This window comes from Micromonospora sp. MP36 (assembly GCF_008119785.1).
Classification (GTDB): Bacteria; Actinomycetota; Actinomycetes; order Mycobacteriales; family Micromonosporaceae; genus Micromonospora.
In genome coordinates, this window is sequence record NZ_VSFA01000066.1 from 15123 (window position 1) to 40232 (window position 25110).

Here is a 25110-nt window from a genome sequence, read left to right on the forward strand (position 1 = left end):
GGCACGCCGCCTCGTAGCGGTGACGGCAACGCGACTAGCCGCCGACCGAAAGCAATGGGGCGGCCAGCGACTGAGGAGAGGCGATAAAAGATGACCGTGATGACCACCGGAGTGAACCGCGCTCCCCGGCCGAGCAGCCTGGCCGATGTCGTGGATCTGATCCTGGACAAGGGCATCGTGATCGATGCGTATGTACGCGTCTCGCTGGTCGGGATCGAACTACTGACCATCGACGCCAGGGTAGTGATCGCCAGCGTGGACACCTACCTACGCTTCGCCGAGGCGGTCAACCGCCTCGACCTTCAACCCGAGGGCCAGGTCACCGGCCTGCCCGGGATGATCCAGGGAATGACGGAGGGAGCCTCCCGGTCAAAGACCCGCGGCGCCCTCGGTGGCGTCAAAGACAAGCTGACCGAGATCAAGGACTCCATGCACAGCGGCCAGGACGAGCAGGACGACGACGAAGACGAGAGCTCGGGTGGCCGGCGGCGCAAGCTCACGATCGGACGTCAGCCCTCCCGCCAAGCGGCCGAACGCTCCGGTTCCACTGACAAGGACAGCTGATCGTGCTGGTCGTCTACGCACTGGTCCGCTCCACACACCCGCTGCCCGAGCGTCTCACCGGGATCGGAAAGCCAGCCGGCCAGGTCCGGCTGGTGGGTGCCGAGCGGGTGGCCGCGGTGGTGAGCCAGATCGGCGACCAGGCCCTGCACGACGACGACGCCATCGGCTACCTCGACGTCCTACAGGCCCTGATCGAGAATGGCCCAGTCCTGCCGATTCGGTTCGGCACCCTAGCCCCAGACGACGATGCCGTGCGAACGGAAATCCTGGCACCGCTCGGCGAGCAGGGCGCCTCACGGCTGGACCAACTGGACGGCCTGGTCGAGATGCAACTCAAACTCATCGCCGACCAAGACGCCGAGCTTCGCGACCTGCTCGCCTCGTCACCGCCATTGCGGCGGCTGGTCGGGCAGGTCAAAGCAGGCGCGGCAGACGTCAGCGTGCACATCAGCGTCGGTGAACAGGTGACCCAAGGACTAGCCGAGCGGCGCGCCGCACTCGATGCTCAAGTGGCGGGCCGGCTGAAGCCGCTCGCCCTTGACCACGGCTCACGCACCGGAGACGACGTCACGGTGCTCACCCAGTACTACCTGGTCCGGGTCGACGACCTCGAGCGGTTCGACGCAGCCGTCCAAGAACTCCTCGAGGACCTGGGCGACCGCTACACCCCGGAGTACGTCGGCCCGCTGCCACCGCTCGATTTCGCCGACGCTGAGAACGACCTGACCCAGACACCCTCGAGCGAAACCACCCCCAGCCGCTGGGGATGGTGAGGAGACGGTACGAGCAGTGCCATGAGCAACGCCCTGACGCTTAGCGGAGTCGCTGCCGGCGGGGACGCCTTGGGCCGATCCGGCCCGCAGCGCCATGAATGAACAAGGGCCTCCTCCCTGCCATTCAGGTGAACCCGGCAGGACCAACCGGGCAAGCTCCACGACGGGAATGCTGACCGACTGGCCGAGCAACCGCGTCGGCCGCAGGAATCGACCTGGGCCGGAACTGGCGAGGTGAGCAAGCCGACGGCCTATGTCAAGGCCGCGGGGACGGGGCTACACAGGAGAGATGCACCTTTTGAGGCGGCTGGTCCGCGATGCAGCCCGGGACAGACCTGCCAACGCCAATCGATGCCAGCTGTGCGGCGCCGATATCGACGGCGCCGCGGCATGCGCCCTGATCCCCGTCCCGAACGGTCTTGACGCTCTCCCCGGACTCCACGGGCGGCGAATGGTAGTTGCGTGCAGCGGAGCGCATCTGGCCGCGCTGCTCGAGGAGCAATGCCCAGCCCGCCGCTGACCAGATGGCTCGTTCCAGCCCTTCGCCTCGGCCTCGGCCTAGAGTTGGGTCACGATCAGGTGCCGTTGCCCTGCCAACGCCGGAACAGGTCGTAGACCCGGTCCCACGGCCGTACCGCTTAGGCATGTCCCGCCACACGGCGCCCGTCCGGGTTCGCCACCGTATGCCGTCTAGCGGAGACCTCGCCAAGGACGCCGGACGCGACGTCTGGGCCGAGGGCGTGCTGGCTGGTTGGGAGCGGGCCTGCTTGGACGCGGTCGCGTTGCCGGTGCGGGTCTGCTCCCGCCTACGGATGGGTGGAGCAAGGTCATCGGGCGGACAGGACCGCAACGATGACGATGCTGATGGCCAGCAGAACAACGACGGCGAACACCGCCTGCGGTGGCCTCAGTCGCGGAAGATGCTGGATTGTCTGCAGGAGTTGCGCCGGCTGGTCCCACACGGATGGGGCCGCGTGGCGGCCATGCCGGCGGGTCGGCTCGGTGGTGGTCTGGTATGTCACCGGGATTCCTCCGACGGGCGTCTGGTGCGCTGTTCGGATGAGCAGCAGGACTGTCGTTCCTCCTCGACAAGCAGGCCGCGTATGCCGGCCTTCATCGGTAACAGGCGCTGGTCTGCTCCTCGGCGTTACACATCTGTGAGGTTGCCTGTGCAGATTGTGATCGGGGGCCGGTCGGGAGTTGCCCCCTGGTCCTGGACACTTGAGCCTTGGAACGTGGTGGTCCGGGGAGATCAGGAGTCCCTGACAGATGGTGATGAAGCACTACCCCGCGGAGTTCAAGGCTGACGCGGTGGCGTTGTACCGGTCTCGGCCGGGGGCGACGATCGCGCAGGTCGCTGACGATCTGGGTGTCAATCGGGAGACGTTGCGCAGTTGGGTCCGCGCCGATGATCAGCGTCGGTCCGCCCGGCCGTCGACGCGTTCGTCCGACAAATTCGCTACGCGGCGGCCGGAGCGCCGTGATACACAACCGAGGTGCAAAACATCTTGGAGTTCCCCGAGGTCCTGCGGCTGATCGAAGACCGCTCGGCCGCGTTCCGCGCCGCGATCGCGTCCGCCCCCGACCTTGACGTCCAGGTCCCGACCTGCCCGGACTGGACGCTGCGCGAACTGGCGCAGCACCTCGGCGACGGCCGCCGCCGCCAGGCCGCCGTCATCGCGGCGGGCCCTGGCGCTGAGCCCCCGGCGAGGACGGACCCGAAGGGTGCCCCGACCGCGCCCCGCGACCGCGAAGCCCTGGACGCCTGGCTCGCCGAGTCGACCGAGCTCATGCTCGACGCGATGCGCGAGGCCGGCCCGGACCGCGGCTGCTGGACCTGGTGGGGCCGCTCGCAGGCCCCGGAGACCAGCGGAGCCGTGGCCCGGCACCAGATCCAGGAGATCGCCGTCCACACCTACGACGCCCAGCTCACCCAGGGGGCCGCACAGCCGCTGCCGACGGACGTCGCGGTCGAGGGCGTCGACGAGTTCCTGACGACCGTCTCGGCGACGACCGTCCCCTGGCCGTTCAAGCCGGCGACCATCGACCTGCACACGGCCGAGGGCCGCTCCTGGCGCCTGACCCTCAACGCCGACGGCGTCCGCTGCGACGACCTCGCCGCCGACGCGGAGCCGGGCGACATGGCGATGCGAGGCGCAGCGAGCGAACTGGTCCTCTACTTCTACGATCGCGTCCCGCTCGACGGCCTGGAGACCACCGGCGACACCGAGCCGATGGAGCAGCTCGCAGACTGGGACCCGAACGCGTAAAACGGGCACTTGTGACGCATCTATCGGTTGTGCGCGCGCTCCTGCGGGCGCCACTGGGCCCGGGGTTGCGGACATCGCGCGGCTGCGGGCGGGCTGTGGGCCTGCTGTTCAAGGGCGAAAGGCGCACCTGCGGGCGGCTCGCGCTCGACTGGGGACAGTGCTCGGCGGGTGCAGATTGCTGGGACTGACCTCGTAGATCAAGCAGCGACTCCGTAGCGGGCCCGGTGGTTGCGCTGGTGTTCTTGGTCGAGGTGGAAGGTCCAGTAACGGTCGAAGTCGCCGTTGGCCAGCAGGGCGCGGAGTCTCGGGACGGCTTCGGCGCCGGCCAGTGACCATTGGGGTCGTCAGGGCTGAGCAGGCGGGGACGGCCTCCCGCCCATTAGGGTCCAGGCAGGCCGGGCGATCTGGTTGAACCGGTGGATCACGTCCCGCACCGTGTCCTCGCCGGCCTGCACCAACTGGGCGATCACTGGAACTCGGTTGCCGCCGGCCGAGGCCAGCAGCATCAACGCCCGTCGATAGTGCACTGTGTTGGTGCTGCCCCGGCGCACGATCCGTGGTAAGTGCTGGCCCTCCCGGTCGGTCAGCCTCCTGATCTTGACCAGCTCCGCCACCACGCCCCCAAACCCGTCGGATTCCGTCTCATCCAACCGGTTCCGGCCCCGCCGCCGCCAGCCCGGTAAACGTTCCCGGTCAGAGCACGAGTTGCCTAAATCCTGAGATCAACAAGACGGCTGCGATCGGATGGCCAATCCGGCAGTGCCGAGTCGACGGCTGGGCGCTACTCCTCCACGACAGGCGCGAACTTGTACCGTGGCTGGGTGCCGGTCGAGCTTGTGTCGCGTTTCCCTGTTGACGATGTGCAGCTGAGCGCCCTTCATGCGCGGGCCTTCGGTGGCGATGTCGAGCAGGTGACACCGTGGGCCGAGCGCCTTGGGCGGTACGCGCTGACCTGGGTTGGCGCGTTCGACGCTGGTCGCTTGGTGGGCTTCGTTCAGGTCTGCTGGGACGGTGGCGCACACGCATTCCTGCTCGACACAGCAGTGGACCCGGACTGGCAGCACCGCGGAGTTGGCACGGAACTGGTCCAGGCCGCGGTCGGCGACGCTGCGGCTGCCGGTTGCGAGTGGCTGCACGTCGACTTCGAGACAGACCTAGGGCCGTTCTACCTGGAACGATGTGGGTTCCGCCCGACAGCCGCAGGCCTGTTGCAGCTCAATCGAAGTGCGGCAGGTCCGGAAAGCTGATCGGATTGTCGGCGCTTGCGCTCCGGCGACATCGGGTCGATCAGCGCCTGGTTGCCGTCGCGCAGGTCCACCGCGCACCAGCGCGGTGCGGCGTCGACCCGGCGGGTCGGCCAGGTGCGGTCCGGCAGATCGAGGCGGAACTGCTGGAGTGCGGCAGGTAACGGTGGACCGGCATCCGGCTGGGGCGCTGCCGGGCAATCGGATCGGTTTCAGCGTCGGTGGCGATTTCAGCCATCTCGGAGTGCTCCCTGGAACATGTGGCGTCAGCAGGCCCGTCCCACGGCAGCCAAACTTGATCTGTGCCCTGGTCGACGGAGCCTGATTGATCACGAAGACGCCGCTTGGTGGACCGGTTCCAGCTCGTCAGCGACGGCGACGCCGACCCCGACGAACCGGTCGGTCTGCTGCTGCCCGAGCTCGGCATCGCCACGGGCGGGGCCGTGCGGGCGGTTTGCTCGCCGACCGATACCAATCACGCTCGGTAGCTGGCCCCGTACTCGCCGATCGACTTCGCGAGACCGCGGGCCGCGCTCGGCTCACGGGCCTGGTCGCTGCCGCTCCGGGGCGGCCCCGATCGGGATCTTCAGCACAGCGAGGAAAGCGTTGATCGCAGGCGTCCGGCCCAGGCGGCTCCAGACGAGGTGTTCGATCCGGGCCGGCGCATCGGCGACCTCGATGGCGGCCACGCCGGTGAGCCGTGGCACGTAGGTGGAGGGGAGCATGGCGACGCCGAGGCCCGCGGCGACGAGCTCGGCCATCAGGTCGGCGGCGGTCACCTCGAACGCGACGTCGCGGGCGAGGTCGGCGGCGGAGAATGCCTGATCGGTCTGGGCCCGCCCGGCGCTCCCGACCGGGAAGTCGACGAAGACCTCGGCAGCGAGCCGGTGGAGGTCGACTGTCGGTTCCTGCGCGAGCGGATGCTCCGGGGCGACCACGGCGACGAGCCGGTCCCGGGCGAGTTCGTGCACGTCTACGCCCTTCGGTTGAGCCGTTGCCGGTAGCCCCAGGAACGCCACGTCGATGACGCCCTGCTTGACCTGCTCCACGAGTTCGTCGCTCGCGCCGACGCGCAGGCCGACGCGCACGTGTGGGTACCGCTCCCGGAACGCGCGAAGCGTGGCCGGGATGTCGACGGCCGCGACCGTGGGGATAAGGCCCACCGTCAGTCGTCCCCGTACCTCTCCCACCGCCGCCGCGACCTCGGCGGCCGCGCGTTCGGCGGCGTCCAGGCACTGGCGGGCGGCGGGGAGGAACGCCGCACCCGCCGGGGTCAGTCGCACGCGGCGGCTGGTCCGCTCGAAGAGCCTCGCGCCGAGTTCCCGTTCCAGGCGTGCAATCTGGTGGCTCAGCGCGGACTGGACCACCAGACACCGTTGGGCGGCCCGGGTGAAACTGCTCGTCTCGGCGACGGCGAGGACGTAGCGCATCTGTTGGAGGTCCATTGATCCATCTTCTCCGTAGATCGATGGGATGACAAACATGTGTTGGACTCATTGATAGCTACGCGATGAGACTTCCGGTATGACAAGTTCCGGAGCGAACAGGCTCCCTGACGGAGCCGGCGGCAACGCCTTCCCCAGCAACCTGCCGCGCACTGCCTTGACAGCGCTCGCCCCGCTTGCGTGGGGTACCACGTACGTCGTCACCACCGAGCTTCTTCCGCCGGGCCACCCTCTGTTCGCGGGACTCCTGCGCGCGTTGCCCGCCGGTCTGGTGGCGCTGGCGGTCACCCGTACGCTGCCGAAAGGGGCGTGGTGGGGAAAAGCGGCCGCGCTCGGCGTGCTGAACATCGGACTCTTCTTCCCGCTGCTCTTCGTCGCGGCCGAGCGGCTGCCGGGAGGCGTCGCGGCGACCCTTGGTGCGGTGCAGCCGCTCGTCGTCGCCGTCCTGGCCGTAACCGTCCTGCGGGAGGGACTTTCCGTCTGGCGCACCGTCTGGGGCGTGGCCGGGGTGCTGGGCGTTGGCCTGGTGGTGATCGGACCGGACGCCGCGCTCGACGTCGTGGGGATCGTGGCCGGCCTCGGTGGCGCGGCCACGATGGCGCTCGGAGTGACGCTGACCAAGCGCTGGGGGCGTCCCGCCGGGGTGAGTCCCACGGCCTTCGCTGGCTGGCAGCTCAGCGCGGGCGGTCTCTTCCTGGCGCCCGTCACCTTCCTTGTCGAGGGGCCGCCACCAGTGGTCGACCCGTCCGCCGCTCTCGGCTACCTCTGGCTGGGCCTGGTCGGCGGTCTGGCGGCGTATGTCCTGTGGTTCCGTGGCGTCACCGCGCTACCCGTGACCTCCGTCGCGGTTCTCGGTCTGCTCTCGCCGCTGGTCGCCGCGTTGCTCGGCGCCGTCCTGCTCGATCAGACGCTCGGCCCGATCGAGCTTCTCGGGTTCGGGCTCTCACTAGCCGCAATCGTCGCGGGACAGCTTCCCGCGCCCGCCCGCCCCCGCCGCGGGGGCGCGCAGCTCGTACAGGAAGGGGCAACCCGATGAAGATCGCCGTAGTCGGAGCCGCGGGAATGGTCGGTTCGCGCGTCGTCGACGAGGCCGCGGCCAGGGGACACGAGCCGCTTGCCGTCTTCCGCAGGCGGAAACCGGCGGCTCTGCCTTCCGGCGTAACCGCCGTCGCGGGCAACGCGGACGATCCCGGGCGGCTGAGCCGGCTCTTCGGCGGCATCGATGCGATCGTGGCGGCGACCTGTCCCGCTCCCGGATACGAACACACCGTCGCCGCGACCACCACGGCGCTGCTCGACGCGGCCGAGGCGGCCCGGGCGCGCATCCTCGTCGTCGGCGGCGCCGCTCCACTGCGAATCCCCGGGCACCCCGACCGGCTCGTCCTCGACAGCCCCGAGTATGTGCCGGATGCCTGGCGGTCCATCGCCGCCGCCAGCGTCGCGCAGCTCGACGCCTGCCGGGCGCACCGCACCGACTGGGTCTACCTCAGCCCGCCCGCCATCCTCGAACCCGGAACCCGCACTGGGACGTACCAACGGGGCACCACGACGCTCATCACCGGTGCCGACGGTACGTCCCGGATCTCTGCGGAGGACCTCGCCGTCGCCGTCCTCGACGAACTGGAGAGCCCGGGCGGGGACAAACACTTCACCGTGGGATGAGATCGTGCGCACGTGTGGGCCGCAGGCTGGTCGCCAGCGTTGCTGGAACCGGGACGCCCGTAGGCTCGGGCCATCGAGAAACCAGTGCTCACGACCGACCCACGTCACCTGAATCTCTTCCGAGTCAACCCAAGCACCTAGCGTCAGAGGGGTACACCGAGACGCTGCGCGGCCTGTGAGAGTCGAGGAGGTAATGATCACTGACGATTCCTAATCAAGTCGCTCAGCCTCGATACCGCTCGCGCGGCGGCGGCGGAGTCGGCTTGCTGGGGCGGAACTGCCAGGAGACGGTGTCCGAGGTGGCGATGATGAGGAGGATGACGACGGCGACCACGGCGATCAGGATCGGTGGCAGGAACGCGACCACGGGTGCCAGCGCGACGAGTACGAGCAGACCGATCACCCTGGACAGGGCGACGCGGCTGAAGGACAGGTAGTCGAGCCGGGCGCGGCCGGCCAGGTAGATCGCCGGCCCGCAGAGAATGACGGCAGACCAGACCAGGTTGGGCTTGGCGAACGGGTGGTTGATGATGATCTCATCGCCGACCGAGCTGAGCACGATGCCGCCGGCCATGAGCAGATGGGCGTACGAGGCGGACCGGGCGAACACTGCCGGCCGGGCACTCGCGGCGATCACGGCCGGCAGGAGCAGGCCCGCCCGGTAGAAGTAGATCCGCCACAACAGCGCGGTGATGGCGAACGCCAGCACGAGGGCGATCACCCGATTCGGCTTGAAGCCGAACGCGGCGAACTGCCCGCCGGAGGCCAGGATCGCCTCGCCGAACGCGACGATCATGAACTGCTGGTAGCGTTCGGCGAGGTGTTCCGCGTTGACCGCCTGGGTGGCGATCCCGGGCCGGACCGAGCCGGGGCAGCCGGAAATCCAGCTGGGTCATCGTGTAGCCGAGGGCGGCCGCGAACAGCCAGATCAACACCCGGACCGGGCCTGTGGTGAACGCGCCCACAATCCACAACACGCCCGAGAAGCAGGCCCAGATGAGCTGTTGCAGCGAGCCGATCGACACCTCCCGGCCGCGCAGCGCGACCGTGACGAAGAAGGCCCGGCCGATCTGGATGACGACGTCGGTGACAGCGAAGGCCAGGCCGTCCTTGCCGAATGCCGCGGGGACCGTGCCTGCCATGATCAGGGTGCCTAACGCGATCGGGACGATGACGAGCTGGATCGCCGGCTGGGCGGGGTTGAGGCGGTTCGTGGTCCAGGCGGTGAAGACCCAGACCCACCAGAATGCGGCCAGCAGGATTACGGTGTGCAGGGCGCCGAGCCAGGTGAGGTTGTGGAACAGGGTGTTCGACAGTCGGGTCAGCGCGAACACGAAGATCACGTCGAAGAAGAGTTCGACGTAGGTGGCACGCTGCGGCTCGGCGTGATCCCGCAGCAGGTCCCTCGTGTTGCCGGCGGTCATCGCAAGCCCGTTCTGTCGGCTTCACGTCATATGCCATCAGTCGTACCACGCATGATGCAGGTCGGGGCACACCTAGCTGCATTGGTCGACGAGCGTCTGGCGATAGCGGGGCGGACGCACTCCAACGGGCCGACGCCATGATCGAGCAGTTCGTGCATGGCCGCATGCCGCTGCCCGGACCACTCGAGTGCAAGCACCCCTTATCGCCGCAGACGAGCGTCGAACTGGTCGCGGTCGTTCCGGCAGATCAGGCGCAGCCGGTCGTCGGCGAACGGCCCGTCCACCTCAGTCTCGAACGTCAGCAGCAATGGCGAGTCGGCGTTTAGAACGCTCATCGAGAGGGTGATCGAGCGGAATAACAGTAATTGGGTGCGCCGTGGGAAGCGAACTCGTCGGCAGGGCGGCGCGGTAGTCGGGGCGCAGCTCGAATACGTCGGCGCCGACCTGGGCCCCGGCGAGGAACTCCTCGAGGTTGCGCAGGTCAGACATCGGAGGCCTCCGATCGGCTGGGCGATCCCACACCGGGCTCGAAGACGGCGAGGGTGAACCGGGCCGGCCGCGTTCCATCGTTGGCGTACGCGTGGGCGACGTCGCCATGGAACGTGAGCGCATCACCGGTGTCCAGGGTGAACGACTGGTCCGCCACCTCGACCGTGATCGTGCCGTCCTGGACCTGCAGGAGCTCCCTGGTTCCGGCGAGGTGCGCCTCGCTAGCGTGCCGGTCACCGGGCTGAAGCGTCCAGTCCCACAGCTCCAGCATGTCTGGCGGTTCGGTGCCGGCCACCAGCAGTCCCCGCCCTCCGTGCCGGCCGGTCCACAGGGCAGCGCCCTCGCCGTGCCTGATCACCTTCACCCGCTTGGGCGCGGGCGGCTCGACCAGCGTCGGCAGGCCGACGCCGAGCGCGTCGCTGATCCGCAGCAGGGTCCCCACGCTGGGATTCGCGGCACCCTGCTCGACGTTGATCAGCATCCGGCGGCTCACCCCGGCGGCCTCCGCCAGTTGATCGAGCGTCCACCGCCGTGACTGGCGCTCTTGCTTGACACGCACACCGATCGCGGACGCGAGGGCTGAGGTACCCGGATCCATGCGTGCAGGATACTGCACTTGAAGTGCATTCTGAAAACGGCATGAAGCAGTCGGCCAGTGCAGCGCCGACGGGTACGGTGTTCGGCGTGCAGCGCGGGCGTGTCATCGGGGGCGCAGGAGTGCGCTGACGAGGCCGGCCAGATCGTCCGTGCTGGCGGAGGACAGGGGCTCGATTGCCAGGGACGCTCTGAGGAGCGTGATGCCCACGATCGCCGCGAGCACGGATTCCAGTCCGGGCCGACCGCCGACCAGCTCAGGCGACCGGTCGCTGCTCGTCGACGCTGGCCCTGCTGCGGCCCAGGGCGTCGATCCGCCCCCACCGGCCGGGGATGTCCATCAACTCAATGCGGCCCAGCCCTTCTGGCAACGCGGGATCGATCATCAGGTGCTCCCCGAGCGGTTGCAGCCCGAGCATGGTGCGCAGCAGCAGCAGGGGTGCCCCTGCGGACCAGGCCTGCGGGCTGCACGCGGTGGGATAGGGCACCGGGTCCTTGGTCAGGGCGCGGTCGTAACCAGCGAACGCCTCCGGCAGTCGGCCCCCGAAGTGCTCAGCCGCGTCGATCATCGCCCGGGAGATCCGCGCGGCCTCCTCGTGAAAGCCGTACCGGCGCAGGCCCCAGGCGATGAACGAGTTGTCGAACGGCCAGACCGTGCCCACGTGGTAGCCGACCGGGTTGAACCGGGTCTGGTCCGTCGCCAGCGTCCGCACCCCCCACCCGGAGAACAACCGTGGGCTCATCAGCAGTTCGGCCACCCGCGCCGCCCGCGACTCGTCGACGATCCCGCTCCACAGCAGGTGACCTATGTTCGAGGCGAGCGCGTCGACCTGGGAGCCGTCCGCGTCGAGAGCCAACGCGTAGTACTCCCCGTTGGCTACCCAGAAGTCCCGGTTGAACCGTTCCTTCAGCTCCGCCGCGTCGCGTTCCAGCCGGTCGGCGTACTCCGGGTCGCCCCAGAACTCCCGCGCCAGCCGGGCCGCCCGAATCTTCGCGTCGTAGGCGTAGCCTTGCAGTTCGCAGGTGGCTCGGGGAAAGCCCGGCAGCCGGCCGTCCCGGTAGGAGATCGCATCCCAGGAGACCTTCCAGCACTGGTTGGGCGACCCGTGCCGGGTGTTCCGCCGCTGATACCAGACATAGCCGTCGCCGCGCAGGTCGGCGTAGGTGTCAATCCAGTCAAGCGCCGCACGGACGTTCTCCTCCAGGCCTTTCACCAGTTCGACGTCGCCGGACCAGCGCTCGTACTCGTCGAGCAGCACCACGAACAGCGAGGTGGTGTCCGCCGCCCCGTAGTACACCGCGTACGGTTCCTCCTCGAAGGCCGCCAGCTCCCCGTACCGGATCTCCTGCATGATCTTGCCCGGGTCCCGTTCCCGGAAGTCGTCCAGTTTGGTGGACTGGTTCGTGGCGAGCACCCGCAGCGTCGGGGCGGCCAACTCCGGCTTGAACGGCAGCGCCTGCAGGCAGGTGAGGATGCTGTCCCGGCCGAAGAGGGTCATGAACCACGGCGACCCGGCGACCGGCACCGGCTCCCAGAAGAGGAGGGTCCGGTAGCGCAGGGCCGCCAGGTCGACCAGGCTTCGCTGGTACGTCACCGTCAACGGCCGGGAATCGGCGAGCAGGCGGGGTGCACCGGCGAGCCACTCGTCCAGCTGCTGGCGCATCTGCTTCTGGGTCCGGTTCGCGTAGCTGCGCAGGCTCTCCCGGATGTCTCGGCCGTGCGCCCCGGTCACCACGGCCTCCACCTGCAGGTCGGTGGCCCAGGCGCCGTGCGGTTCCACCTGGATGTCGAAGGTCATCCCGCGCTGGTCGATGGTGGCCGGGACCGACGACGAGACGATCGTCGCGCGGGTGAACGTCTCCCGGTCGTACCTCAGGCGCAGTTGGCCGTCGGCGACCTCGGCCGTCGTCCGGCCCGGCTTCGCCGGCACGCCCGTGGCCTCGAACAGGTCTGCGAAGTCGCTTTCGATCTCCATTCGGACCCGTAGCCGCACCGGCTTGGCATCATGGTTGAGCACCGTCACCCGCTCCTGCAGGCTCCCGCCCAGCGAGCGGTCCCGGATCACCGTCACCTTGGCATTGACGTATTGCGTCGGCTCGCCGGGGACCAGGAAGAACCGCACCTGGTAGTACTGCAGGTTGTCCACCGAGAGCGAGTGCAGCCGCTCGCCGTCAACGGTCAACCGCCACACCGACAGGAACCGGGTGTCGAACGAGTACAGCCCGGTCAGATAATCCGGCGACGGAACGATGTCGCCGTGACCGTCGCTGACCGCGAACGTGTTGCCGTCGAGGACGCCGAACTGGCGGTGACGTCTCCTCTTGTTGTCCTCCCTCACCGTTGTCCGCCGCTGGAAGCGGTCGGCCGGATACTCCGGTACTGCGGCGGCGGTGGGAGCCAGGCCCCGGGGGTCCCGGGCGCCGGGCGGGTCAGGCAGCATCCGCTCCAGCAAGTACAGTTTCGTCGGGTCGCCCTCTATCGTGTAACGGCGCCGCAGCACTGCCGCGTCCAGGTTGGTCCGCCCGGTCAGCAGCGCCTCGAAGAACTTCCGATCGGCGCGCATGACGCAGTCGGCGGACCGTTCGTCCCTGCTGACCGTGACGGTTCCATTCGTGACCGTAAGATACCAATGGTCAGTCCGGCCGTCCGCGCTGGCGTCGAGTCGGATAGTCCCGAAGTCCCGGGCGCGCAGCCTCCTGGAGGCCCGCCTGGTGAATTCCTCGAAGAACTCATCGGTCAGCCCCACCATCAGGCAACGCCCTCCCGCTCCGTGGCCGGCCCGACACCTCGGACGGCTGGCCGTGCCGGGGCTACCCGATTTCGCAGCGATCACACGTCCCCTTGGTGCTGTTCCTTGGGAGACGCGCCGAAGCGAAAGGCCAAGGCGCCGGGGGACGCCGCGGTGGTTGGCGCGGCAGGCTGATGGTTGCCGTCGGCGGGCTGTTGGAGGTTCGGCTCTTTCTGTTCGTGTCGTTCGATCCGGGCCAGGAGGTCCTCGAGGTCGGCCGGGGTGGACTTCCATCTGGACGGCCGGGGCGGACTGGGAAAGGTTACGGTGACCTGCATGCCGCCGTCTGGGCGTGAATGCGCGGCGAGTGTGGCGTCATGGGCTGCGGCGATGGCTTGGACGATGGACAATCCGAGACCGAGCCCCTCGTCGTGGTTGGTGCGGTTGCGGCCGAGTCGTTGGAAGGGTTGGAACAGCCGGCCGATTTCTGTCGCCGGGATTATGGGGCCGGTGTTTGTGATCGAGAGCACGGCCTGACCTGCCGATATGCCGGTGGTGATGTGGACTCCGCCCGAGGCGATGTTGTGGCGTACTGCGTTGTCCACCAGGTTGATCACCAGGCGTTCGACGAGGTGGGGGTCGCCGGCGGTTCGGGCGGGGTTGAGCGCCATGGTCAGGTGTAGTCCCCGTCGGGTGGCTTCCGGACCGCGGGCGAGGAGGACGCGGTCGGTCACGTCGGCCAGGTCGAGGGGCTCTCGTCGATCGAGTCCCGCTTCGCTGCGGGCGAGGGTGAGTAGCGCTTCGATCAGTCGGTCCTGCTGCTGGTTTGCCGTCAGCGTCTCGTCAAGGGCTGCGCGTAGCGACTTGATGGTGACGTCGGGGTCGGACATGGCGACCTGGACCATGGTGCGCTGCCGGGCGAGTGGGGTGCGTAGTTCGTGGGAGGCGTTGGCGACGAACTGCCGTTGGGATCGGAAGGACGCCTCCAGTCTGCCGAGCAGGCTGTCGAATGTGTCGCCGAGTTCCTTGAGTTCGTCGTCGGGGCCGTCGAGGGCGAGGCGCTCGTGCAGGTTAGTGGCGGAGATGTCCTGCACTGTCCTCGTGATCGTGCTTAGCGAGCGCAGGACGCGGCCGGCGACGATCCAGCCGAGCGCAACGGAAACGATCGCCATGATGCCGAGCGCGGTCGCTGACTGAGTGAGGAGCTGGTGCAATTCAGCGTTGTGTTGCTGGATCGCCCGTTCTTGGAGTTCCTTCAGTTGGTGTGCCTGGGCCTGGACCTGTTCAGGGGGCAGGATCCCGGACCCGATCTGGCGCTCAGTGCCCGGATTCGGGATTTCGCCGGTCGGCACGCTAACCATGACGTCCTGCCCGGTAAAGATGACGTCTCTGGTGGCGGTGACGACCAGCCCATAAGTGATGGCCAGCAGACTGGCGCCGGACAGCAGGATTAGGGTGCCGTACAGCATCGTCAACCGCATGCGTATTGTGCGTCGGGGAAGGCGGAGACGCGATGCTAGCGTGGTGAATCGGTTGCGTGCGGGCATCGGGCACCTTCAGATCCGGTAGCCGGACTTGGCCACGGTCTGGATGATTGGCGGATCCCCGAGCTTGCCTCGGAGCCGGCTGATTGTGAGCTTGACGGCGTGCGTGAACGGATCGGCGAACTCGTCCCACGCCCGCTCGAGGAGTTCTTCGGCGGAAACCGTCCGGCCCTGGGCCGCGAGTAGAAGTTCGAGGACCCCGAACTCCTTCGGGGTGAGTTTCAGCAGCCGGTCGGCTCGATAGGCGCGACGTTGTGCGGTGTCGACCGTCAGGTCGCCGTGGCGAAGGACCGGTGGGATGGCGGGCTGGGCACGCCGTGCCAGCGCACCGATGCGGGCAACGAGCACGGGAAAGTCGAACGGCTTGGGTAGGTAGTCGTCCGCGCCGAGGCTGAGCCCATCGACCAGGTCCTCGTTCGTGGCCGCCGCGGTGAGCATGAGCAGCCGGCTGCGACATCCGGTGTTGACCAGCTGGGCACAGACTTGGTCGCCGTGGAGGCCGGGAAGGTCCCGGTCCAGCACGATCACGTCGTAGTCGTTGTCGATGGCTCGGGTCAGTCCACCGGAGCCGTCGAGTGCGACGTCGACGGCCATTCGGGCTTGGCGCAGGCCGACGGCAATCGCCTTGGCCATTTTCTCGTCGTCTTCGATCACGAGTACCCGCATGTCATTCCCTTCGACCACGTTGGGGTGGCCTGACCCGCTGCGGCGATCCCGGTGAGGTCACGGGGCGCACCGCGTCTGATCAAGCATGCCGCACCAGGGGTATCAGCAAGGTTTCGTCCCCGGTCACGCCCTGCAGACACCACCGCCAGCGGATCCGATGACCGCGGCCGACGATACGATTCTGATACCGACAACGGCGTAGACCGTTGGGCATGGCAGACAACACGAAGTACGGCAACGGCCTGATCCCAGCGGCCGATCCCGTCCTTGACCGGGCGGGCCTGCGGTCCCACAAAGCCGTCATCAGTCGGCGTCGACTGCTGGGCAGCGGGGCGGCACTGGCCGCCGGCCTGGCCGTGTCGGCCTCGGCCGGCACCGCGCTCGCGGCCGAAAAGTCGCCCCGACCGCGGTTGGCGTTGCCGGCCCCGACCGGCCCGTACGACATCGGCACGGTCTCGCTCCACCTGGTTGACCACACCCGGCAGGACCCGTGGTGGCCCACCGCGCACTCGCGGGAGATCATGATCAGTTTGTGGTATCCGGCCCGGCGGGTCGGCCGCCGCCCGCTCGCCCCGTGGATGCCGCCGGGGGCGCTGGCCCACCACCGCGCGGTGACGGCCAGTCGGCTCGAAGACATGGCGCAGCGGCTTGGCCTGGGTGAGGTCGAGATCTCGCTGGACGGCGTGGACTTTCCGATCACCCATGCGCAGGCAGGCGCACCGGTCGAACCGCCCGTCGACCCCTATCCGGTGGTGCTCTACTCACCCGGAGCCAACACGCCTCGGGCGGAGGGAACCACGCTGGTGGAAGACCTCGCCAGCCACGGCTACGTCGTGCTCACCATCGATCACACCTATGACGCCGGCCAGGTGGAGTTCCCCGGTGGCCGGGTCGAGCCGGACCGGCCGAACCTGGACCCGGACGGCCTCTACAGCGCCTTGAAGGTACGCATCGCCGACACGCGGTTCGTGCTCGACACGCTCGCGGCGCTCAACGCCGGCCGGACTCCCGACGCAGGGCACCACCCACTGCCCGCCGGCCTGCGTGGTTGCCTTGACCTGGCCAGGATCGGCATGTTCGGGCACTCGCTGGGCGGCGCCACGACCGCTCAGACCATGGCCCACGACGGCAGGATCAGTGCCGGAATCGACCTGGACGGCCACGTTATTCCGACCGTTTCCGTCGCGCCGCCCACGCCGAGGGAGACGGTGGCCGAGCTGGTGGGAGAGGTCGCCACTCGGATCGGCGACCGGCCCTTCATGATCATGAGCAGTGACGGCCGGGGCCCCGATCAGCTCGGCGTTCTGATGACCGGGTTCTGGTACAAGCTGCGCGGCTGGCGGCGGTTCCTGTCGATCACTGGGTCGACTCACAGTAGCTACACGGACGACATGCAGCTGTTTCACCAGTTGTCGGCGGCCGGGATCATCCCGGCGGCCCTGGTTGGCGAGAGGGTCGACCCGAACCGTGCGACTGACGCCCAACGCACCTACATCGGGGCTTTCTTCGGCCTGTGGTTGCGCAGTCGCGACGCCCACCTGCTGGACGGCCCATCCACCCGATACCCGGAAGTCATCTTCCCGTCCGCGTAGAGCCGACTCAAGAACAGGGACTCCCACAAAGTGAAACGTCAATCGAAGACCCGGCGGTGGCTTGTCGCGACAGTGCCGGTCTGCCTGAGTCTGGTGGTGTTGGCGGCCGGCGGCGGCAGGGTGGTGCAGGCCACGCAGACCGCACAGGATGTGCCGGTGTGTGCTGCGCCGACGGCGCCACCGGGGCCGGCGAAACCCACCACGGTGAGCACCATCGAGCAGGCGTACCACTGCATCTTCGAGCGCTGGTACGGCGGCAGGACCCTCGACAACCGGGTGCTGCTGACCGCAGCGTTCGCCGGGTTCACGCAGGAACTGAACCGGCGTGGTCTCGAGGCGGCTGATGCGACGATGCCCCCGCTGACTGGCGACCGCCAGCATGACTGGGCCGCGTTCCGCGCCGTCTACGAGCGGGTTGGTGGTGACTTGCCCGACGATGCCGCGCTGCGGCAGGCACTGGCCGCCGCCACCATCACCGCGATGGTGAGCATGCTGCGGGACAACCACGCCCGCTGGCAGTACGTCGAACTGCCGCCCGGCTACCAGCCCGGCTACGAGTACGGGTTGGGCATCGCCACCTCCCCCTCCAGCGGCCTGACGAGGAATGCTCCGCAAGAGGCGTTGCCACCGCTGTATGTCAACTCGGTACGGGGTGGACCAGCCGCCGACAAGGCGCTACGTCCCGGCGACATCATTGAATCGGTCAACGGGGCGCCACCGTTCGCCGCCGGGATCCTCTCCACCGGTGCGGTGGAGCAGCTTTACCCGCAGTACCCGGATGCCGACCCGGTGCGGCTGGCGCTGCGCCGGCCCGCCACCGGCCGTACCTGGGCCGTGACACTGAAGCCCGCCCTGTTCAAACCGACGGCCGAAGCCACCACGACGATGACCTCACAGTTGCTGCGGGGTGGGGTCGCGTACTTCCGGCTCACCGGTTTCACGCAGAAATCGGCGGACCTGGTCCTGCAGGCGATCGCTGAACTCCGCAACAGCAGGCGCTTGCGTGGGGTCGTCCTCGACCTGCGCGGCAACCGCGGCGGCTCACCCACCGAGGCCAACAGACTGCTGGGCGCCTTCACCCACGGCAAAACCACCGCCTATCACTGCGACGCCGACAGCAACTGCACCGCGAACCGCACCGACGACACGGTTCCCCTGCTCAACCTGCCCCTGGTCGTGCTCACCGACCGTGACTGCGCATCGGCCTGCGACCACTTCAGCTCCGCGGTCAAAGACCTTCAGCTCGGCCCGCTGATCGGCACCCGCACCAGCGGCATCATCGCCGGCCCCTCCGCGCCTTATCTGCTCAACGACAACAGCCTCCTACTCCTGCCGGCATTGCGCCACCTCGGGCCCAACCGCGAACTCATCGACGGCGTCGGCGTCGCACCCGACCACTACCTCCCCCTCACCGCAAAGGACGTGTCCACCGGACGCGACCCCGCCATCGCCAAGGCGCTCACCCTGCTCGACCACTGACATCAATGACGAACCGGGGAGCCGGGCGTGCTGCCCGGCCCCCGGAGCGGAGCCGCTGGCCAGGTTGGCCAACGAACCAAGGAAACGCGGCAGGGCGACGACCGGCCGCCGAAAAGGAGACAACAATGCGTCGTATCAGGGCAGGATTGGTGCTTGGCCTTCTGCTGGTCCTGGGGATGGCCGGCTGCGGCACCCCGGACAGTAGCGAAGGGGTGGCTACCGCTGATGGCTCGGGTGATTCCGCCAGCAGCGCTAAAGCCGACCAGCTGAGCGACCAGGAACGCGGACTGAGGTTCGCGCAGTGCATGCGGGAGCACGGCATCGATATTCCGGACCCGCAGGACGGCGGAGGAGTTCAGATCAGGCTCCCTGAGGGAACCGATCCGCAGCAGGCCCAGGCGGCAACGCAGCAGTGCAAAGAGTATCTGCCCGACGGCGGTGAGCCGCAGAAGGCGGATCCGCAGACGGTGGAACAGCAGCGGGCGTATGCCCAGTGCATGCGGAACAACGGTGTGCCGAAGTTCCCAGACCCGGACGCGAACGGTGGCATCAAGATCGACTCCAACAGCGGGTTCGACCCGGGCGATCCCAAGGTGAAGGCGGCCCAGCAAACGTGCGCCAGGTACCAGCCGGCTGCGCCGTCGGGCGGCCCGTCCGGCGCGCCCCAGACCTGGAGCAACCGGTGACCGGTACTGGTCGGCGGCGCCGCGGAGGTATCGGCCGGGTGGCGGTCGCGGTGGTGGTTGTGGTGGTGGCCGCTGGCGCCGCCGCCACGGCCGCCACCGCCGGATTCGGCTTCGGCGTCGGCCGTCACGGTGGTGACCGGAACAGCGGTACCGGCGGCCTGTCGCCAGCGACCGCGCAGGTGACCCGGCAGACACTCGTCGACTCGCAGACCAAGGACGGCAGTCTCGGGTACGGCGCGACGGAAAGTGCCAGCGCGAAGCTGGGCGGGACGATCACCGCACTGGCCGCGACCGGTGCCACGGTCAAGCGCGGACAGGCTCTCTACCGGGTCGATAACACCCCGGTGGTGCTGCTGTACGGCTCGCTGCCCGCGTACCGGAGTTTGCAGACCGGGGTCGAGGGGACGGATGTCAAGCAGTTCGAACAGAACCTGAAGGCACTCGGCTACTCGGGGTTCACCGTCGATGACGAGTACGGGGCCAGCACCGCCGCCACGGTGAAGCAGTGGCAGGAGGATCTTGGGTTGCCGGAGACCGGAACGGTGGAGTTGGGCCGGATCGTGTACGCCGCGGGGCCGGTGCGGGTGGATAGCCAGAAGGCGGCGGTGGGGGATGCCGTCCAGCCAGGAACGGCCGTGCTCACCTACACGGGTACGGCGCGGGTGATCACCGTTGAGCTCGATGTGGACGAGCAGCGGCTGGCGAAGAAGGGGGCTACGGTGACCGTGACGTTGCCGAACGGCAAGACGGTCGCGGGGAAGATCGCCAAGACCCAGACCGTGATCGACACTGGTGGCAGTGGCAACGGCGGAAACGGGTCGAATGAGCCCGAGACGAAGATCGAGGCCATCGTCACCGTCAACGACGCCAAAGCCCTGAACGGCCTCGACCAGGCTGCGGTGGACGTCGGCTTCACCGCCTCACAACGGGAGAACGTGTTGACCGTGCCGGTGGCGGCGCTGCTCGCCCTCGCTGAGGGCGGGTACGGCGTACAGGTCGTCGAGGGAACCACTACCCGGATCGTGTCCGTGCAGACCGGCCTGTTCGCCAATGGTCGGGTCGAGGTGTCCGGTGACGGGCTGGCCGAGGGAATGACGGTGGGAGCGCCGTCATGACCGCTACAGTCAGCGCCCACAGCACGCGTGAAAGCAGGCCTGTTCCGGGCGACGAAGCTGTGGTCGAGTTGGAGCAGGTGACCAAGACGTATTCCGGTGGGGTTACCGCAGTGCGTGAGGTCACCCTGTGCATTCGGCGTGGGGAAATGGTTGCCATCGTGGGCCCGTCGGGGTCGGGTAAGTCGACCATGCTGCACCTGATCGGGACGCTGGATGGGCCCTCGACCGGCACGATACGCATCGACGGGCACGACATCGCACGCCTGTCGGACCGGCAACTGTCGGCGCTGCGGGCTCGGCGGATCGGTTTCGTGTTCCAGCAGTTCCACCTCGCACCAGGACAGTCTGCCCTGGACAACGTCGCCGACGGACTGCTCTACGCGGGCGTACCCCGCAAGGAACGCCGACGTCGCGCCGAGGCCACACTGGTCCGCGTCGGTCTAGGTGACCGGCTCGACCACCGGCCCCACGAGCTGTCCGGCGGCCAGCGGCAACGGGTGGCCATCGCCCGTGCGGTCGCCGGTGAGCCGGCGTTGCTGCTGGCGGATGAACCGACCGGGAACCTGGACACCGCGTCCGGGGCTGGGGTGATGCAACTGCTGCGGGAACTACATGCCACCGGCACCACGATTGTGGTGATCACGCACGACCGGGAGATCGCGGCCAGCCTGCCCCGGCAGGTCGCCATGCGCGATGGGACGGTGGTCTAGGTGACCGCGGTACTGTCCCGCGCCCGGCTACGACCCCGCGACGTCCTCCGCGTCGGCGGCGCCGGCCTACGTGCGCGGCCGTTGCGGGCGTTCCTGTCCGCGTTGGGCATCGCCATCGGCATCGCCGCAATGACCGCGGTGGTGGGCATCTCCTCCTCCAGCCGGGCCGAAGTGGACCGCACCCTCGCCGCACTCGGCACCAACCTGCTCACCGTATCGCCGGGCAATACCCTGACCGGCGGGGATGCCGCGCTCCCGACCGAGTCCGTCGCGATGATCTCCCGGATCGGGCCGGTCAACCAGGTCGCCGCCACCGGCAAAGTCACCGACGCCAAGGTCTACCGCAACGACAAGATCCCCACCGCGCAGAGCGGCGGCATCTCGGTCCACGCCGCCAACCTCAACCTACCGGCCACGGTCGGCGCCACCCTCGCCCACGGCACGTGGCTCAACGCCGCAACCGACAAATATCCCGCCGTGGTGCTCGGCGCCACCACCGCCCACCGGCTGGGCATCACCACGGCAGGCCCGGAGACCCAGATCTACCTCGGCGGCACATGGTTCACGGTCGTGGGCATCCTCCACCCGGTTCCACTCGCATCCGAGCTCGACTCTGCGGCATTGATCGGCTGGCCCGCAGCGGAAACCTACCTCGGCTTCGACGGGCACCCCACCACCGTCTACACCCGCACCAACGACACCGCCGTCGAAGCCGTACGCGCTGTCCTGGCCGCCACCGCCAACCCGCAAGCACCCAACGAGGTCAAAGTGTCTCGCCCCTCCGACGCACTGGCCGCCCGCCAAGCCACCGACAAGGCCTTCACCGGCCTCCTGCTCGGCCTCGGCGCCGTCGCGCTACTCGTCGGCGGCGTCGGCGTGGCCAACACCATGGTCATCTCCGTCCTCGAACGCCGTCCCGAAATCGGCCTACGCCGCTCCCTCGGCGCCACCCGCGGCCAAATCCGGCTCCAATTCCTCGCCGAATCCCTGCTGCAGTCCGCCCTCGGCGGCGTCGGCGGGGTAGTCATCGGCATTGCCGTCACCACCGGATACGCCGCCACACAATCCTGGCCCACCGTCGTCCCCGCCTGGGCCAGTACCGGCGGTATCGCCGCCACGCTGCTCATCGGCGCCATCGCCGGCCTCTACCCCGCCATCCGAGCCGCCCGCCTCGCGCCCACTGAAGCCCTCGCCACAGCATGAGGACCAAACAGTGATACGAGCTGGACCTGGCGATGCCGCCGTCGGTGACGCCGCGGGCGAGCCGGTCTTTGATGGTGGCGTGCATGTTCCGCTGGAGGTCGGCCAGGAACTCTCGGACCGCGTGGTTTTCCACGGCGCCGGTGGGCGCTCGTCCAGGCAATCTGAACGGCGCTCTCGGCACGGTTCACTGCGTGTGCCGATCCGTGAAGGCAACGGCGCCAGTTCGGGTGTGTTGGTGGTGCCACTTGGTGTTCAGGAAGATGGCCGCGATGAGGACACCGAGCCCGACCAGGGCGGCGTTGACGGCGATGGCGGTGGTTACGCCGTCCAGGATCGCTGCGGCTGTGCCGGCGCCCGCGCCGGCGGCGGTGACGGTCGCGGACATGATCGGGATGCCCATGGTGATGCCGACCTGCTGGGACATGGTGGCCAGTCCAGTGGCCAGGCCCTGTTCCCTGTCGGGCAGTCCGCTGGTGGCGGTGACCATGAAGCCGACGATGACCAACATGTTGCCGACGCCGCCGAAGAAGGTGGCGGGCAGGAGTAGCACCATCGAAGAGGTCGGGCTCGTGCCCAGGAAGAGCAGAGCGGCGGTGAAGATCGTTTGGATCAGGCCGCCTGCGACCAGCGCGGTCAGCGTGGAGGTCTTGGCGATCACCTTCGGGGCCAGCAGGCCGCCGACCACGGTGCCGAGGCCCAGGACGCCGAAGGAGGTCCCGGCTGCCAGGGCGGAGAACCCGAGAGTCTTCTGCATGTACAGGGTGAGTAGGTAGACCAGCGAGGTTTCGGTGACAAAGGCCAGCAGGCCCAGTACGTTGCCCCAGGCCACATTCCGGCGACCCAGCACCCTGAGCGGGACGAGCGGCTGTGCCGCCTTCTGCTCGACGCCGTAGAACGCCACCAGCAGCAGGGCGCCGGCGATCAGCCCGGTCAGGGCGTGCGGGTTCGTCCAGCCGTGCTCGCCGGCCTGGGTCAGGCCGTAGACGAGTCCCAGCAAGCCGAGGGTGACGGTCAGGGCGCCGGGCAGGTCGAGCTTGGGACGGTCGGTGGGTCTCGACTCCCGGATGACCGAGGGAGCGATCAGCAGGACGGCGACGGCGACGGGCACGTTGATAAAGAAGGCCCAGCGCCAGGACAGCAGGTCCGTGAGCACGCCGCCGAGGACGGCGCCGGTGGTGAAACCGGCGGACATCAGCGCGCCGTTGAGGCCGAGGGCCTTTTGCCGCGGCGGGCCTTCGGGGAAGGCGATGGTCAGCAGGGAGAGCCCGGCTGGGGTGGCGGCCGCGGTGGCCAGGCCCTGGGCGACGCGGGCGACGATCAGGATCTCGGGGCTGGTGGCGAGGCCGCCGACGAGAGAGGCCACGCCCAACAGGCTGAGACTGCCGAGGAAGATCCGCTTGCGGCCGACCAAGTCGCCGATGCGGCCGAAGAAGAGGGTGAAGCCGGCCGCGCACAGTGCGAACGAGGTGGCGATCCACTGCAGGTTGGCCAGGGAGAAGCCGAGACCGTCGCCGATCGCGGGCAACGCGACGTTCAGGATCGAGAAGTCGACGGCCAGCATGAACTGGGCGACCAGCAGGACGGTGAGGACCAGCTTGAGACGACCGGTCAGCCGCTGTGGCTGCGGTGAGTGAGCGACGGCAGGTGATGTGCGTCGCGATGCGGCGCTGGTTGTGGACATGAAGCGCGTTTCCTTTCGAGTCCGCCCCTGTGGGAGAAAGGGGTAGAAGGGTGCAAGACGGGACGTCGTCGAAGACCCTCGGACCTCTAACGGGTCTTCCGTTCCGTTAGGTTGCCAACCGTAGCACCGCAGGACCCCGTAACGGAACTCCAGTACCGATACTGTTGTCTGTGGCATCGTGAAGCGCCGCACGAAGGAGGTCCACCCATGGCCGACACCCCCGCTCCCGGCACCATCCGGCCAGGTGGCCGCACCGCCCGCGTCCGCGAAACCGTCCTGCAGACGGCTGGCGACGTCCTGGCCCGGGAGGGCTTCGAGGCCCTCGATCTGGCCGAGATCGCCCGTCAGGCCGGGGTTGGCAAGACCACCGTCTACCGCCGTTGGGGCACCCCCGGCGCCCTCGCCGCCGACCTGCTCGACGACATGGCCGCGCAGTCCCTGCCTCGTGCCGACACCGGCTCCATCGAGGGCGACCTGCGCGCCAACGCCCACCTGGTGGTCAAGGCGCTCACCGACCCCCGACAGGGACGGCTGTTCAAAGCCCTGATCGCCGCCTCACTCTGCAACGAACAGGCCGCCGAGGCACTCCACCGCTTCTACGCCACCCGCATCGCCGAGTGGGCCGGCTGCGTCACCGACGCCATCCAACGCGGCGAAATCCCCGACGACACCGACGCCCACCGCGTCATCGCCGCGGTCTCCGCCCCCCTGTACTACACACTCCTCAACACCGGCGGCCCTCTCACGGAGGCCGACGGCGACCGTGCTGCCAAAGCCGCCCTTGCGGCAGCACGCGTCGGAATATGGTCCACAACCGCCGACAAAGCATCCGCAGGATGACAACAGCAAGAATGATCGAGGATGCATGCAAAGAAGCGGAGACCCTTCCCATGCCGGCTAGTCCTTGACGCATCGTCACCGCCCGCCAGATGCTCGCGCACCTCGGCCTCCCCAGTTGCCCCACCGCCGGCCGAGGGAGCCCGCGCCTGAAAAGATCAAACGGGATTAACGGTATACCTACGATGCGGCACAACGAGCCGTTTCATCCTGTGTAGCGGCTGGTCTCGACGCGGTGCAGGACGAGGAGGCGTCAACTGCTTGTCGAGTACGAGGTGGCCTGCAGGGTCGTCTCGCGAGTTCCGGGAGTGGGATGAAGGCTTCGACGCGGGTGCCGCGGCCCGGCGCGCTGTGTAGGAGGAGCATGCCGCCGAGCAGTTCGACCCGTTCCCGCATGGAGGCG

At 68.5% G+C, this 25110-nt stretch carries 25 protein-coding genes and 3 pseudogenes; 15 read left to right on the forward strand and 13 right to left on the reverse strand.

What is annotated here, in order from left to right; genetic code table 11:
- Nucleotides 1–99 precede the first annotated feature (99 nt).
- Entirely contained in the window at nucleotides 100–564 is a 465-nt protein-coding gene (gene gvpJ, locus FXF52_RS29310) for a gas vesicle protein GvpJ (RefSeq protein ID WP_370518039.1), read from the forward strand.
- Nucleotides 565–566: 2 nt separating this feature from the next.
- On the forward strand, nucleotides 567–1337 hold the full coding sequence (locus FXF52_RS29315) for a GvpL/GvpF family gas vesicle protein (protein ID WP_187413775.1): 771 nt from the start codon (nucleotides 567–569) through the stop codon (nucleotides 1335–1337).
- A gap of 827 nt (nucleotides 1338–2164) precedes the next feature.
- Here FXF52_RS29315 and FXF52_RS41920 read toward each other — a convergent pair.
- Nucleotides 2165–2359: a hypothetical protein gene (locus tag FXF52_RS41920; protein WP_187413776.1), complete on the reverse strand. Its 195-nt coding sequence runs from the start codon at nucleotides 2357–2359 to the stop codon at nucleotides 2165–2167.
- A gap of 247 nt (nucleotides 2360–2606) precedes the next feature.
- On the opposite strand from FXF52_RS41920, the pseudogene FXF52_RS29325 reads away from it, so the two are divergent.
- Nucleotides 2607–2789 (forward strand): annotated as a pseudogene (locus tag FXF52_RS29325) (transposase); the annotation flags it as partial.
- Between the two features lie 44 nt (nucleotides 2790–2833).
- A complete protein-coding gene (locus FXF52_RS29330; protein WP_148801571.1) occupies nucleotides 2834–3607 on the forward strand; it encodes a maleylpyruvate isomerase family mycothiol-dependent enzyme in 774 nt (257 codons plus the stop codon).
- Between the two features lie 344 nt (nucleotides 3608–3951).
- Here the strand turns inward: FXF52_RS29330 and FXF52_RS29335 are convergent, their stop codons facing one another.
- Nucleotides 3952–4224 carry a helix-turn-helix domain-containing protein gene (locus FXF52_RS29335; RefSeq protein ID WP_255472457.1) on the reverse strand — a complete coding sequence of 91 codons (273 nt, stop codon included), beginning with the start codon at nucleotides 4222–4224 and terminating at the stop codon, nucleotides 3952–3954.
- 204 nt (nucleotides 4225–4428) lie between these two features.
- Here FXF52_RS29335 and FXF52_RS29340 point away from each other — a divergent pair, with 204 nt between their 5' ends.
- Complete coding sequence (locus tag FXF52_RS29340; RefSeq protein ID WP_148801572.1) at nucleotides 4429–4854, forward strand: GNAT family N-acetyltransferase; 426 nt, start codon at nucleotides 4429–4431, stop codon at nucleotides 4852–4854.
- 8 nt (nucleotides 4855–4862) lie between these two features.
- Here the strand turns inward: FXF52_RS29340 and FXF52_RS29345 are convergent.
- A pseudogene (locus FXF52_RS29345) lies at nucleotides 4863–5089 on the reverse strand (2-isopropylmalate synthase); the annotation flags it as partial.
- Nucleotides 5090–5198: 109 nt separating this feature from the next.
- Here FXF52_RS29345 and FXF52_RS41925 point away from each other — a divergent pair.
- On the forward strand, nucleotides 5199–5339 hold the full coding sequence (locus tag FXF52_RS41925) for a hypothetical protein (RefSeq protein ID WP_187413777.1): 141 nt from the start codon (nucleotides 5199–5201) through the stop codon (nucleotides 5337–5339).
- A gap of 51 nt (nucleotides 5340–5390) precedes the next feature.
- Here FXF52_RS41925 and FXF52_RS29350 read toward each other — a convergent pair whose 3' ends face one another.
- Complete coding sequence (locus tag FXF52_RS29350) at nucleotides 5391–6296, reverse strand: LysR family transcriptional regulator (protein ID WP_148801573.1); 906 nt, start codon at nucleotides 6294–6296, stop codon at nucleotides 5391–5393.
- A gap of 79 nt (nucleotides 6297–6375) precedes the next feature.
- Here FXF52_RS29350 and FXF52_RS29355 point away from each other — a divergent pair, with 79 nt between their 5' ends.
- Both FXF52_RS29355 and FXF52_RS29360 read left to right on the forward strand, forming a co-directional pair.
- Nucleotides 6376–7332, forward strand: a complete 957-nt coding sequence (locus FXF52_RS29355; protein WP_148801574.1) for an EamA family transporter — start codon at nucleotides 6376–6378, stop codon at nucleotides 7330–7332.
- A complete protein-coding gene (locus FXF52_RS29360; protein ID WP_148801575.1) occupies nucleotides 7329–7958 on the forward strand; it encodes an NAD(P)-dependent oxidoreductase in 630 nt (209 codons plus the stop codon). The genes FXF52_RS29355 and FXF52_RS29360 overlap by 4 nt, the downstream gene beginning before the upstream one ends.
- Before the next feature lie 223 nt (nucleotides 7959–8181).
- Here FXF52_RS29360 and FXF52_RS43365 read toward each other — a convergent pair whose 3' ends face one another.
- From FXF52_RS43365 to FXF52_RS29395, 7 genes and pseudogenes are all read right to left on the reverse strand, one after another.
- Nucleotides 8182–8841 carry a low temperature requirement protein A gene (locus tag FXF52_RS43365; protein ID WP_148801576.1) on the reverse strand — a complete coding sequence of 220 codons (660 nt, stop codon included), beginning with the start codon at nucleotides 8839–8841 and terminating at the stop codon, nucleotides 8182–8184.
- 28 nt (nucleotides 8842–8869) lie between these two features.
- A pseudogene (locus tag FXF52_RS44205) lies at nucleotides 8870–9382 on the reverse strand (low temperature requirement protein A); the annotation flags it as partial.
- Between the two features lie 285 nt (nucleotides 9383–9667).
- Complete coding sequence (locus FXF52_RS29375) at nucleotides 9668–9871, reverse strand: hypothetical protein (RefSeq protein ID WP_148801578.1); 204 nt, start codon at nucleotides 9869–9871, stop codon at nucleotides 9668–9670.
- A complete protein-coding gene (locus FXF52_RS29380) occupies nucleotides 9864–10469 on the reverse strand; it encodes an XRE family transcriptional regulator (protein WP_148801579.1) in 606 nt (201 codons plus the stop codon). The genes FXF52_RS29375 and FXF52_RS29380 overlap by 8 nt, the downstream gene beginning before the upstream one ends.
- A 253-nt stretch (nucleotides 10470–10722) precedes the next feature.
- Nucleotides 10723–13215, reverse strand: a complete 2493-nt coding sequence (locus FXF52_RS29385) for a glycogen debranching N-terminal domain-containing protein (protein WP_187413779.1) — start codon at nucleotides 13213–13215, stop codon at nucleotides 10723–10725.
- An 80-nt stretch (nucleotides 13216–13295) separates the two neighbouring features.
- A complete protein-coding gene (locus FXF52_RS29390; RefSeq protein ID WP_148801580.1) occupies nucleotides 13296–14675 on the reverse strand; it encodes an ATP-binding protein in 1380 nt (459 codons plus the stop codon).
- Between the two features lie 75 nt (nucleotides 14676–14750).
- Nucleotides 14751–15404 carry a response regulator transcription factor gene (locus tag FXF52_RS29395; protein WP_148801581.1) on the reverse strand — a complete coding sequence of 218 codons (654 nt, stop codon included), beginning with the start codon at nucleotides 15402–15404 and terminating at the stop codon, nucleotides 14751–14753.
- Nucleotides 15405–15616: 212 nt separating this feature from the next.
- Here FXF52_RS29395 and FXF52_RS29400 point away from each other — a divergent pair, with 212 nt between their 5' ends.
- The gene (locus FXF52_RS29400) at nucleotides 15617–16996 is read left to right on the forward strand and encodes a hypothetical protein (RefSeq protein WP_148801582.1); all 1380 of its coding nucleotides are present in this window, start codon (nucleotides 15617–15619) and stop codon (nucleotides 16994–16996) included.
- 38 nt (nucleotides 16997–17034) lie between these two features.
- On the opposite strand, the gene FXF52_RS41935 is transcribed toward FXF52_RS29400, so the two are convergent.
- A complete protein-coding gene (locus tag FXF52_RS41935; RefSeq protein WP_187413780.1) occupies nucleotides 17035–17211 on the reverse strand; it encodes a hypothetical protein in 177 nt (58 codons plus the stop codon).
- Between FXF52_RS41935 and FXF52_RS29405 the strand changes: the two genes are divergently transcribed.
- From FXF52_RS29405 to FXF52_RS29425, 5 genes are all read left to right on the forward strand, one after another.
- Nucleotides 17201–18475, forward strand: a complete 1275-nt coding sequence (locus FXF52_RS29405; protein WP_148801583.1) for a S41 family peptidase — start codon at nucleotides 17201–17203, stop codon at nucleotides 18473–18475. The two genes, FXF52_RS41935 and FXF52_RS29405, sit on opposite strands and share 11 nt — an antisense overlap.
- A gap of 125 nt (nucleotides 18476–18600) precedes the next feature.
- A complete protein-coding gene (locus tag FXF52_RS29410) occupies nucleotides 18601–19161 on the forward strand; it encodes a hypothetical protein (protein ID WP_148801584.1) in 561 nt (186 codons plus the stop codon).
- Nucleotides 19158–20276, forward strand: coding sequence for an efflux RND transporter periplasmic adaptor subunit (locus FXF52_RS29415; RefSeq protein ID WP_255472459.1), 1119 nt, complete (start codon nucleotides 19158–19160; stop codon nucleotides 20274–20276). The genes FXF52_RS29410 and FXF52_RS29415 overlap by 4 nt, the downstream gene beginning before the upstream one ends.
- Before the next feature lie 59 nt (nucleotides 20277–20335).
- On the forward strand, nucleotides 20336–20986 hold the full coding sequence (locus tag FXF52_RS29420; protein ID WP_222870749.1) for an ABC transporter ATP-binding protein: 651 nt from the start codon (nucleotides 20336–20338) through the stop codon (nucleotides 20984–20986).
- Entirely contained in the window at nucleotides 20987–22189 is a 1203-nt protein-coding gene (locus FXF52_RS29425; RefSeq protein WP_148801587.1) for an ABC transporter permease, read from the forward strand.
- A gap of 184 nt (nucleotides 22190–22373) precedes the next feature.
- On the opposite strand, the gene FXF52_RS29435 is transcribed toward FXF52_RS29425, so the two are convergent.
- Nucleotides 22374–23870 (reverse strand): MFS transporter, encoded by a 1497-nt coding sequence (locus tag FXF52_RS29435; protein ID WP_148801588.1) that lies wholly within the window; start codon nucleotides 23868–23870, stop codon nucleotides 22374–22376.
- Nucleotides 23871–24077: 207 nt separating this feature from the next.
- Between FXF52_RS29435 and FXF52_RS29440 the strand changes: the two genes are divergently transcribed.
- Entirely contained in the window at nucleotides 24078–24710 is a 633-nt protein-coding gene (locus FXF52_RS29440) for a TetR/AcrR family transcriptional regulator (protein WP_148801589.1), read from the forward strand.
- Nucleotides 24711–25110 lie beyond the last annotated feature (400 nt).

Excerpts from the sequence above, each read along its gene's own strand:
- FXF52_RS29380 (WP_148801579.1), bottom strand. The coding sequence starts at position 10,469 with ATGGATCCGGGTACCTCAGCCCTCGCGTCCGCGATCGGTGTGCGTGTC.
- FXF52_RS29400 (WP_148801582.1), top strand. The coding sequence starts at position 15,617 with ATGGCAGACAACACGAAGTACGGCAACGGCCTGATCCCAGCGGCCGAT.
- FXF52_RS29410 (WP_148801584.1), top strand. The coding sequence starts at position 18,601 with ATGCGTCGTATCAGGGCAGGATTGGTGCTTGGCCTTCTGCTGGTCCTG.
- FXF52_RS41935 (WP_187413780.1), bottom strand. The coding sequence starts at position 17,211 with ATGGTGCTCACCGTGGTGGGTTTCGCCGGCCCCGGTGGCGCCGTCGGC.
- FXF52_RS29375 (WP_148801578.1), bottom strand. The coding sequence starts at position 9,871 with ATGTCTGACCTGCGCAACCTCGAGGAGTTCCTCGCCGGGGCCCAGGTC.
- FXF52_RS29440 (WP_148801589.1), top strand. The coding sequence starts at position 24,078 with ATGGCCGACACCCCCGCTCCCGGCACCATCCGGCCAGGTGGCCGCACC.
- gvpJ (WP_370518039.1), top strand. The coding sequence starts at position 100 with ATGACCACCGGAGTGAACCGCGCTCCCCGGCCGAGCAGCCTGGCCGAT.
- FXF52_RS29395 (WP_148801581.1), bottom strand. The coding sequence starts at position 15,404 with ATGCGGGTACTCGTGATCGAAGACGACGAGAAAATGGCCAAGGCGATT.
- FXF52_RS29435 (WP_148801588.1), bottom strand. The coding sequence starts at position 23,870 with ATGTCCACAACCAGCGCCGCATCGCGACGCACATCACCTGCCGTCGCT.
- FXF52_RS29355 (WP_148801574.1), top strand. The coding sequence starts at position 6,376 with ATGACAAGTTCCGGAGCGAACAGGCTCCCTGACGGAGCCGGCGGCAAC.
- FXF52_RS29350 (WP_148801573.1), bottom strand. The coding sequence starts at position 6,296 with ATGGACCTCCAACAGATGCGCTACGTCCTCGCCGTCGCCGAGACGAGC.
- FXF52_RS29390 (WP_148801580.1), bottom strand. The coding sequence starts at position 14,675 with ATGCGGTTGACGATGCTGTACGGCACCCTAATCCTGCTGTCCGGCGCC.
- FXF52_RS29360 (WP_148801575.1), top strand. The coding sequence starts at position 7,329 with ATGAAGATCGCCGTAGTCGGAGCCGCGGGAATGGTCGGTTCGCGCGTC.
- FXF52_RS29385 (WP_187413779.1), bottom strand. The coding sequence starts at position 13,215 with ATGGTGGGGCTGACCGATGAGTTCTTCGAGGAATTCACCAGGCGGGCC.